Origin of the sequence: Dyadobacter sp. 676, from assembly GCF_040448675.1 — a bacterium.
Classification (GTDB): Bacteria; Bacteroidota; Bacteroidia; order Cytophagales; family Spirosomataceae; genus Dyadobacter.
Genome location: NZ_CP159289.1, coordinates 5,245,092 through 5,254,893, shown reverse-complemented (window position 1 = coordinate 5,254,893; position 9,802 = coordinate 5,245,092). Strand labels below are relative to the sequence as shown.

11 protein-coding genes and 1 riboswitch are annotated in these 9,802 nt (G+C 51.2%); of the genes, 5 read left to right on the top strand and 6 right to left on the bottom strand.

The window, feature by feature from the left end; all coding sequences use genetic code 11:
- Window positions 1-29: 29 nt before the first annotated feature.
- A complete protein-coding gene (locus ABV298_RS23350; protein ID WP_353718564.1) occupies window positions 30-497 on the bottom strand; it encodes a hypothetical protein in 468 nt (155 codons plus the stop codon).
- A 111-nt stretch (window positions 498-608) separates the two neighbouring features.
- On the opposite strand from ABV298_RS23350, the gene ABV298_RS23345 reads away from it, so the two are divergent.
- Window positions 609-1,085 carry an IS1595 family transposase gene (locus ABV298_RS23345; RefSeq protein WP_353718563.1) on the top strand — a complete coding sequence of 159 codons (477 nt, stop codon included), beginning with the start codon at window positions 609-611 and terminating at the stop codon, window positions 1,083-1,085.
- Here the strand turns inward: ABV298_RS23345 and ABV298_RS23340 are convergent.
- Window positions 1,082-1,546 (bottom strand): hypothetical protein, encoded by a 465-nt coding sequence (locus ABV298_RS23340; RefSeq protein ID WP_353718562.1) that lies wholly within the window; start codon window positions 1,544-1,546, stop codon window positions 1,082-1,084. The two genes, ABV298_RS23345 and ABV298_RS23340, sit on opposite strands and share 4 nt — an antisense overlap.
- 90 nt (window positions 1,547-1,636) lie before the next feature.
- On the bottom strand, window positions 1,637-2,731 hold the full coding sequence (locus ABV298_RS23335; RefSeq protein ID WP_353723232.1) for a glycosyl hydrolase: 1,095 nt from the start codon (window positions 2,729-2,731) through the stop codon (window positions 1,637-1,639).
- A gap of 232 nt (window positions 2,732-2,963) precedes the next feature.
- Between ABV298_RS23335 and ABV298_RS23330 the strand changes: the two genes are divergently transcribed.
- The 4 genes from ABV298_RS23330 (at window position 2,964) to ABV298_RS23315 (ending at window position 6,210) form a co-directional block, all read left to right on the top strand.
- A complete protein-coding gene (locus tag ABV298_RS23330; RefSeq protein ID WP_353718561.1) occupies window positions 2,964-3,440 on the top strand; it encodes an Lrp/AsnC family transcriptional regulator in 477 nt (158 codons plus the stop codon).
- Window positions 3,441-3,480: 40 nt separating this feature from the next.
- Window positions 3,481-4,395, top strand: coding sequence for an EamA family transporter (locus ABV298_RS23325; protein ID WP_353718560.1), 915 nt, complete (start codon window positions 3,481-3,483; stop codon window positions 4,393-4,395).
- Between the two features lie 339 nt (window positions 4,396-4,734).
- Complete coding sequence (locus ABV298_RS23320; RefSeq protein WP_353718559.1) at window positions 4,735-5,598, top strand: chromate resistance protein ChrB domain-containing protein; 864 nt, start codon at window positions 4,735-4,737, stop codon at window positions 5,596-5,598.
- A 78-nt stretch (window positions 5,599-5,676) separates the two neighbouring features.
- Window positions 5,677-6,210 (top strand): hypothetical protein, encoded by a 534-nt coding sequence (locus ABV298_RS23315; RefSeq protein WP_353718558.1) that lies wholly within the window; start codon window positions 5,677-5,679, stop codon window positions 6,208-6,210.
- Between the two features lie 9 nt (window positions 6,211-6,219).
- Here the strand turns inward: ABV298_RS23315 and ABV298_RS23310 are convergent, their stop codons facing one another.
- The 3 genes from ABV298_RS23310 to ABV298_RS23300 all read right to left on the bottom strand — a co-directional run bounded on the left by ABV298_RS23310 (window position 6,220) and on the right by ABV298_RS23300 (window position 9,646).
- On the bottom strand, window positions 6,220-6,471 hold the full coding sequence (locus ABV298_RS23310) for a hypothetical protein (RefSeq protein WP_353718557.1): 252 nt from the start codon (window positions 6,469-6,471) through the stop codon (window positions 6,220-6,222).
- A 113-nt stretch (window positions 6,472-6,584) separates the two neighbouring features.
- Window positions 6,585-7,808 carry a cysteine desulfurase family protein gene (locus ABV298_RS23305; RefSeq protein ID WP_353718556.1) on the bottom strand — a complete coding sequence of 408 codons (1,224 nt, stop codon included), beginning with the start codon at window positions 7,806-7,808 and terminating at the stop codon, window positions 6,585-6,587.
- 113 nt (window positions 7,809-7,921) lie between these two features.
- Window positions 7,922-8,015, bottom strand: a riboswitch (SAM riboswitch).
- 203 nt (window positions 8,016-8,218) lie between these two features.
- Window positions 8,219-9,646, bottom strand: a complete 1,428-nt coding sequence (locus ABV298_RS23300) for a sulfatase (RefSeq protein WP_353718555.1) — start codon at window positions 9,644-9,646, stop codon at window positions 8,219-8,221.
- Between the last annotated feature and the right edge of the window lie 156 nt (window positions 9,647-9,802).

Genomic DNA, 9,802 nt, shown 5'->3' with positions numbered 1-9,802 from the left:
CGGCATTGAATGCCATTCCTGATTGTTGATCAGTTCGCTCTTCTGCCGTTCCTTATACTCTCGATCGTCAGGCGCAATTGTTCGCTGATCTGGTTATACGGCTTGCTGTACAAATCCGAAACGCGGGTATGCACATCCAGCACCGTGTTCACGGCCGTCAGATTGTATTCGCGCGGGTTCTCGACGTAGTCGATAAAGGTATGCGGCAGTTCGCGCTCGTCGCGCCGTGAGCAGTCCACTTCCGCCGTACTGCCTTCCTTCACTTTGTTCAGACGGTACACGCCGGACTCTACCGGAATCCAGTTCAACAAATGCATAAGCCAGCGCGGCGTAATCAGGCACTTAAAGAAATCCATAACCTGCCACCAGCCTTTCGCCTCCCTATTTGCCGGACCGGCCGGTGCCGATAGATTATACCAGGATTCGCCGCTGACTGGTCCGGTTCCGGTAATATTCTTTGCGGAAACCGCCGATTTCCCTACCAACATTTGGCTCATTTTCCTATGTTTTTATAGAATTCGTGGATTGATCTATTCGGTAATTTACCACTAAAAAATATTCTATATTAATTCGATAGACTATATATTATATTTTGATTTTTCTTAGCTTTGGGCATCTCAATCTATTATTTCATTATGCAGGCGGGCAATCTGATCGACATTTACAAGAACGAAACCATCGCTACAGAGGCATTCAAGGATTTCAGGTTAAGGCGGGGGATCGTCTGCAAGAAATGCGGCGGAACGCATCATTACTGGCTCGCGCCGAAGCAGCAGTTTCAATGCAAGCGATGCAGGTTCCGGACTACCTTGCAAAGCGGGACCGTGCTCGAAGGCAGCAAACTTCCGATCTCCTACTTCTTTATCGCGGTATATATGATCCTGAAAAAAGGGAGTGCGTTCACAATCCAGGATTTCCAGGAAGAAACCGGTCACAAATACTACGAGCCGCTTTACGACTTTATCCGGAAAGTACGCACTTACCTGAACGCCAACGACCCGAACACCGTGCTGATCGATCTGGTGGAGCTATTCAACTACCATTTGGTCAGCAGGAAGTTTCAGGATCGCGTGGCGCAGGACTAATAGGTTTTGGTAAAATGGTTGTCGGCATACTGCACCTCGCCGCCTTTCAGTTTGACATAAGCGCGGTAGGACAACGCATGCATACCCGTAGGAAAGCCGATTTTAAACGACTCGATGTTGACTCCCACCTTCGCCGCCACTTTAAACTTCGCCGCTGGATAAGGCCCGTCTACCACGAGGTCAACCGATGTGGCTTCGGGCAAAAAAGCATACACCACGCCGTATTCGTCGATCGGAATGTTGCCGGTCTTGTCAAAATTGACGCTGAATGTCTCGATGACCCCGCCCAACGGATGGAAGGTCGCCACGCCGGTATGGATTTCCGGGAAAATTTTCTCCTCCGGCTTGACATCGTTCTTATGCGTGTGATTGCTGCATGAGAACATGATGACGGAAAATAACGGAATAGTCAACCATAAGAGTTGCTGTGCCTTGCTGAAACGTTTGTGATTGCCTGCCATGGTTGCTTTTGTTTTTGGCAATGATAATCATCGAAGCCAAACCCAACCGCAATGAACCAGCCAACGGCAACCGTTCAATGATCAAACGTTTCATTTATAAATCTCCTTCAAATCCTTCTCGAAAAGCGTATAAGGATCGTGATAAAACTTCACGAAATCCGCCTCGCTGACCTGGCCGGGAAAGGGAGCGTAAAAATGCGTGGGGTTTTTCGGATCGTTACGCCAGACGAGCACGTAGGCAAGTTGCAGCTTTTCCGCTTTCAGTGTTTTGAGAAGTGTTTCGGTCCACCAGGTCGGATTGGGAATGCTTTCCAGGCCGGTTTCGGTGAATGCGGCGAGTTTGCCTGCTTTTTGTGCATAATCTGAAACGATTTTGAGCTTTTTCAAACCGGCTTCGGGATTGTATTTGCCGTCGCGGCCGAAGTCGCCGTAGTTATCCATTCCCACCATATCCACCCACTCGTTACCGGGGTAGCGTTCGAGGAATTCATATTCGGAACTGAATTTATTATCCGGCGAAAATGCGTAAATGAAGTTGTGCACGTTCAGCTGATCCCGCAGGTAGGACACCGTGAAACGCCAGACGGCAATGAAATCTTCCTTCGAAGTATGCCCCTTGCCCCACCAGAACCAGTCGCCATCGAATTCGTGAAACGGCCTGAAAATCATCGGTGCGAGCGTGCCGTCCCGGCCTTTCACCGAATGCGCGAAATCGGCGATGGTTTTCAGGATCTGCTTGTATTGCTCGTGATGCGAACCACCGGGTTTGATCAGCGCCATGGCGGGTTTTGAAACCCCCTCCTTCCAGTAAAAACCACCTTCGGAGGCCGGATTCGCTAAATGCCAGGCTACGGTGGTAATACCGCCGCGGTTGTACGTAGCCACGACGTTTTTCCGCAATGCCTCGGCCGTCCGGGCGATCTCGTCCGCCGGTCGGCCGGAAAGACCCATAAAGTCGATGCCGATTACGGCCGGGTGCGAGCCGGTCACCGATTTTACGTCCGAGCGTTCTTCGTCGCCCGACCATCCGTGGCCATATTCCGTCGCGTGCTGATGCCCGAAAAGAATATATTGCTCCGAAAGCTTTTTCAGGTTCCGGTAGAGCGCCGCAGTTTCCGGCGTCGCCCGGGGGTCGATTTGCGCGATGGCCGCGGCAGTAAAGAGTAAAGCGGCTAACAGGCTCATTACAAGTCTTTTCATGGAGTGTACAGGTTCAGGATTTTGAGATAATGCAAAGATCGGGAATAATCGCATTCCGCAGGATCGCCGCCAGTTTCAGGATTAATTCGAAGAAAATTCGAAAAATAAGGCACCACGGCGAACTTTTATAAAGCAGCCATTGTAATAGCTGAACTATATTCAAAATATAAGTCGAATTTTTGAATATAATTCTAGATCGACTTAATCTCACAGAATAATGAACGGAAACGACATCGTTCTCGACAAAACCGACCTCAGCATTCTCCGCCTCATGCAGGAGAACGCGCGCATGACAAACGCCGATCTCGCGCGCGAGCTGGAAATGGCGCCCTCGGCGGTACTGGAAAGGGTCAAGAAGCTGGAACAGAAGCAGGTAATCGTCAAGTACACGACGCGGATCAACCCGGTGGCATTAGGCCAAACGTTGCTCGCGTTTATTGCCATGAAATCGTCGGAGGGCATGGGCAGCAACAATACCGCCAAGGAACTCGCCAAGATACCCGAGGTACAGGAGGTGCACCACATTGCGGGCGAGGATTGCTACATGGTGAAAGTCCGTACGGCGGATTCGGCGTCGCTCATGGAACTGATGCGCAATAAGTTCAGTAAAATACAGAATATCATATCCACACGCACCACGATCGTCCTCGAGACGGTCAAGGAAGAGCAACAATTAGTTATACCTGAAAAATGAAATCGCCATGCAAACGTCAACAAAAACTCCGTCAACTTTAATGGTAGTACTGGCATTCGCCACAGTTTACATCGTCTGGGGATCCACTTATTTCTTCATACAGAGAGCACTCGAAGGCTTTCCTCCCTTCTTTCTGGGCGCATTCCGTTTTATCATCGCCGGCCTGCTGATGCTGGGCTGGAGCCTGATGCAAGGTGAAAAAGTATTTTCCTGGAAAGTGATGAAACCCGCCCTCGTGACGGGTTTATTGTTACTGTTCGTCGGTAACGGCGTCGTCATCTGGGTCGAGCAATTCCTGCCGAGCGCGATGGTGGCCATTATGGTATCTTCGGCACCGCTGTGGTTTGTATTATTGGATAAACCGAAATGGGCTGAAAATCTGAAGAATAAATCCACTATTCTCGGCCTGGTGGTGGGTTTCGCTGGTGTGATACTGTTGTTTTATGAAAAAATCATGGCGACGGTTTCCTCGCTGAACAGCGGGCGCGACCTTTTTGCGATGGTGCTCGTCGTTGTCGGCTCGATGGCCTGGGCGGGCGGTTCCTTGTATTCGAAATACAACTCGGTGTCCAACTCCGCAACCGTTAACTCGACCTGGCAAATGCTGGCTGCCGGCGTCGCGTTCATTCCAGGGGCGCTGTTTTCAGGGGAACTGGCGTCCGTCGACCTTGCGGCCGTTCCGGTGAACGCCTGGCTAGCGACAGCCTACCTGATTCTCGTCGGTTCAATTGCCGGTTTCAGTGCGTATGTGTGGCTTTTAAAAGTGCAGCCGGCTACCAAAGTGAGCACCTACGCCTACGTGAACCCGGTTGTAGCCGTCTTGCTGGGCATTTTTTTCGCGCATGAAACCATCACGCCATTGCAGATTTCGGGCCTGATTGTGATTTTAGGCAGCGTTCTTTTGATTAATTTGCACAAATACAGAAAGCCCAAACAGGTGGCGGCTAGCTATTAATCTATACTTCTTAGGTGTAAAAGGCTGCGGCACGTGTTGCTCGCGGTCTTTTTGCATTGTATAGAAGCTCCTACGGAGCCGGACCGCGTTAAATTACGCCGTTTGCCTATAAACAGGTTTCCGCGCCGCGGCCTGTTCTTATCGTAATCGCGACGTTAGTTACCCTGCCAGGCGCACTACTTCCCCAACAACATGCAATGCGAACGCAGGCGGTCACTTGTTTGTAGCCAAAAGACGCTAACATTCCATATCGGCTCCATCGGAGCCTCCTGTGCTCGTATCTACAACATTTTCGTGCTGCCTTGCTATATTTGATCCGGAACTTTTACCTGAAAACAAATGAAATGGATCACGCGTGAGCGCCCGAAAATCGACCGCCTGGCCTGCCCGTGGCTGATACGGCGTTTCATCGATCCGGACGCGGAAATCATTTATGTGCCTGAAAACGAAGTACTGAACCAGGCAAAAACGCTTGGTGCAACGCCATTCGACATTCCCGGCGTCGAGTTCACGCATTATGACGACCAATGTACATTCGATTATTTCATAAAGAAATACGAGCTGAAAGACCCGGCTCTGGGCATTATGGCGCCCATCGTGCGCGGCGCGGATACCGACGACCACACATTGGCATTGCAGTCGTCGGGACTGTGGGCGATTTCCGCGGGGCTGGCTTACAATACCAGGGACGACAGGGAGCTGCTCGAAAAAGGCATGCTTATTTACGACGCCCTGTACAGTTGGGCAACACATTTGCGGAAAGAAAAACATACCCAAAGTCCCACCGAGCATTTGCTTTTGCAGATTTACAAAACGTATATCCGCAAAAAAGGAGAAAAGAAGACCAGGGTGCCCGCCTGGACGAAAGACCTTAAAAACCTTATCCAGGACCACATCGATACCAACCTGAACCTCAACCTCAAAATTGCTTCCGAAGAACTGGATGTGAACCCCGCCTACCTGTCGCGCGAGTTTTCAAGGTATTTCGATAACCTTTCGTTTGGTGAATATATCCGGAAACTGCGGATCGAGAAGGCCATTCAGCTGCTCGGATCTTCGGAGGACACCTTGGCGGAGATCGCCTACCTTACCGGTTTTTCCGACCAAAGCCATTTCAACCGTGTTTTCAAGGCTCATACCGGGCAGACGCCGTCGGAATACAGGAAATTTATGCGAAAAGGTAAAGGAAATACAAAACGTTAAAACCATTCTATCCTTACAGCGCATTGGTTTTTAGAATTGCAGGGCGATTGACCGCTTTTCACTCTAAAATCCAGTGTTATGCCCCGTATTTTTACCGGAAAACTCCTGATTACGTTTTGTAGCCTCCTTTCACTTGCAAATAGCGCTACCCGCGCACAGCAGCAGCCCGCGGCTCAGCCCATATACCCGCGTGTGGCGGGCTACGTAGGCATTCTCCACCCTATTGTGACATTCAGCAAGGAGGGTACTACCACCAATTTTGACAACTATTACGCAGTGGGACTACCTACCGGTATCAATATCTGGAAAAGTCCCGAAATCGGCTTTTCCGCCGAATTCGTGCCGCTCGTAAGGGCCGAACACGGCAGCAGTAAAATGGCCAATTTCCTTTTTCATCCAGGCATACTCGTTACATTAGCACCCGGGCTTACCTTCGCCGGCCGCGCCGCATTCGAGACGGCCGGGAGGTACGGCTTCACGCCGGTTTTGAATAAAATCGTGAAGAAAAACAAGAATAGCGGCTATTTTATAGCGGTGCCGGTGCCATTCCGCTTCGGGAACGGGCACCCGGCATCCGTCACGGCAGGATTTCAGTTCGGGATCACTTTCTGACCACAGGCATCAACACATCGAGGCGTCCATGATTCGCTCCACTTCGGAAATGTCGCGGTTACGGCGGATCAGCGTCATGATTTTTTCAAAGTCGATCAGTTGCGAGGCTTCGAACGCTATTACGCCTACGAAACTTTTGCCTTTGCTTATGAAATTCAAATGCTTGATCTTCGCACCGTTAACAGATTCTACACTGGAAGTAATCTTGTGCAGGCTTACGGCATTCCGGTAAATAATCCGGAGAAAAAAAGTTTTGCCCATTGTCGTGTCGATGTTTAAAGTGGTTTGTTGAGAATGTACTTGTAACCGGCACCAATGGCCGGCCGTTTGTTACCTTTACGCTCGCCAGCCCCGTTTGGTGCCAGGATTTGATATTAAATTTTGTTAAAACTGGCCTGTTCCGCCGCCATGGAATCCGCCCAGGTCCAGCTCGCAATGCTGCTCCATGCTTTGTTCGAAGCTACTTCCGAATCTGATTCATAGATACTTACAATGATATCCACGACCCGGTCGAGCTCGTCAAATGTATTGAATTTGCTGAAAGAAAAACGCACATTCTCCTTATTGGCCTCGCACGCCAGCGCCTGCATCACATGCGAAGCCCCTCCTCCCGAGCAAGCGCTTCCTCCCGACACCGCGATTCCCGCCCGGTCCAGTTCCGTAACGATACTTCCGGCACTCAGGCAAGGGAATGATACGCTCAGTACATTGGCAACGCTGTTTTCGATCGACTTACTTTCGCCATTATAACAAATCCCCTCAATCCCTGCGATCGACAGCTTCGACACCAGGTATTGTTTCAGTTTAGAGATCTTCGCCTGGCTTTCGTCCAGGTTGCGGTACGACACTTCGAGCGCCTTCGCCAGGCCCACTACGCCGGGTACATTCTCGGTTCCCCCGCGTTGCCCCCGTTCCTGGCCGCCGCCGTAAATCAGCGGTTTCAGCCGGTGTTTTTGATCGATATACATGAATCCGGCGCCTTTCGGTCCGTGAAACTTGTGCGCCGAGCCGACGAGGAAATCGATAGCGGCTTCCCGTAAATCAAAACGGACTTTGCCCATCGTTTGGGTCGTGTCGGTAAAAAACACGGCGCTATATCGCTGCGCCAGGACGCCCACCGCGTGGATATCCGTCAGGTTCCCGATTTCGTTGTTTCCGTGCATCAGCGCAATGAGCGTACGCGGATTGGCGCGCAGGAGGTTTTCCAGATGGTAGAGATCGATATTCCCGCGTTCGTCAAGTTTCACAAAACTGATTTCGATATCCCCTTCCTTTTCATGGCGTTTCAATGTTTGTAAAACCGCCTTGTGTTCGATGCGGCTCGTGACGACGTGGCTAAGGTCATAGGCCTGAATGGCGCCCGACAATAACAGGTTGATGCCTTCTGTCGCCCCGGCTGTGAAATATATTTCTTCGGGCAAAGCGCCCAGCAGGCCTGCAACCGTGTGCCGCGCCGCGTCAATGGCATCTTTTGCCTTTCTTCCTGCGCCGTGTACCGACGATGGATTGGCATAATGTGTGGTCAAAAAAGGCAGGATCGCGTCGATCACCTCCGGGTCCGGCGCGGTCGTAGCCGCATTGTCCAGATAAATTTCCATGTTCCTCTGGTTTGTTGTTGAATCAAAAATTAGTGGCAAGCACAGCTTTTCCGGACCCGAAACGGCCCTTTCGGCTATGCAATACCCGATTTACTTCCGTGGTTGGATTCTTAGATTTATCAATAGAATTAGGTTGGGGCACCTTGACGAGTCACAGGTTGCCAGAAGATCACAGAGCCTAACCTCTCCCTTCGTTCTTAATAAATCTATTAATTCGATAGACAAAGATTAATAAAAGAATTCAGGAATGCAAATACGAGGGCGTTTTTTTGATATTTTCACCTCCGGTCTTACAACACAGGTAATGAACATTTGGAGAAATTAGAACGGCGCCGAAAATACACTATACCCGTGCTCCTACGGTCACCGCGCATTACCGTCCATGACCGTAGGCCGGATCATCTTTCGAATCATTTCCCCGCCTGTTGCTCCGTTTCGGGATATCCTTTTCTCAGCAATGCGGCAAGTTCATTCACTGTAATCACGAAATTGCTATCCTTCGCCAGGTTCGTAAACTCGCCCGGATCTTTCTGATGGTCGTACAGCTCCACACCTGCCTTGCCTCCGTCCCATTCTGTATAACGGAAGCGCTCGGTGCGCACGCTGCGGCCGAAGATTTGCCCCCTTCGCACCTGTGTATAAGCGGGTTTATCCCAAACCGCCGACGGATTTTTGAGCAGCGGCACAAGGCTTTTCCCCTGCAAACGTTGCTTCGGATCCAGGCCACAGAGCTCTGCCAGAGTCGGGTAAATATCCAGCAGTTCCACCGTGCGGCCAGACGCTTTGCCCTTTGCAGCTCCTGGAACCGAGATGATCAGCGGTACCCGTGCGGAATTTTCGAAAAGGCTCTGCTTCATCCATTGCCCGTGCTGGCCCACATTGTAGCCATGATCGCTCCAGAGCACGATAATCGTCTTTTCGGCAAGTTTCAATTTATCGACCGCGTCGATTAGCCTGCCTACCTGTGCGTCCATGAAAGTAATGGTTGCATAATAAGCCCGCAACGCTTCGCGGCGTTTCGCTTCGTCGAGGCCCCAGTGCGGCGGCTTGGTAAATAATGCCGCCTCCGGAATGTCGTCGAGGTCGTTCGGTACCTCTTCGGGAAGCGGAACCTGGTCCGCGGGGTACATATCGAAGTATTTTTTAGGAGCTACATACGGCGTATGCGGACGGAAAAAGCCCACTGCCAGGAAAAACGGCTCGTTCTTTTTTTCGGTCATGATTTTAATGGCCTCGTTGGCGATCATCCCGTCGGTCTGCTCGTCGTCGGTGCCTTCCGTTGCCCGCCATGCCAATGCGCTTCCCAGCCCGCGATCCGGTGTAAGATTTTTGATCAGCGGCTCTTCCGTTTTATCCCGGCCTTTCGGATTGGCGCGGTGGTTCCACGAATCGGGATCATCCAGCCCGTCGGTACCAATCTGGCCAGGTACGCCATAATGGAAAATCTTGCCTACCCGCGCGCTGTAATAATCGTTGTTTTTAAAAAGCTGCGGCAGCGTGACAATGTCGGGAAGGTTTTTGCGGAAGTGGGTTTGCAGCTCGTAAATCTTCGTCACATCCGGCCGCTGGCCGGTCAGCAGCGACGATCGGCTGGGGCTGCATAGCGGAAACTGCGTATAAGCCTTGTCGAAGCGCACCCCGCGCCGGGCAAGACGATCGATATTCGGCGACTTGACGAATGTATTGCCGTAAATACCGAGGTCGTTGTTCAGGTCGTCGACTGCGATAAACAGGACGTTATACTTCGGTTTGGCCCTCTTCGGGCCGTCGCCCGCCGCGAATGCTTGCGAAGGAATGTTCAGCAGTGCCGGCAATGCGGGCAGGGCTACTATCCACATGCGCCGCAAAATTTTCCCAAAAGTAATGCGATGTCTTCTTACCATTTTCATTTGCCTTGAATAATCCGTTAAAAGGTGACTCCGATGGAGCCCGGGAACTTTGCATCGATCTTTTTTTACCGGAACAGATCGCTCCTTCGCAGCTTGCAGCACCGC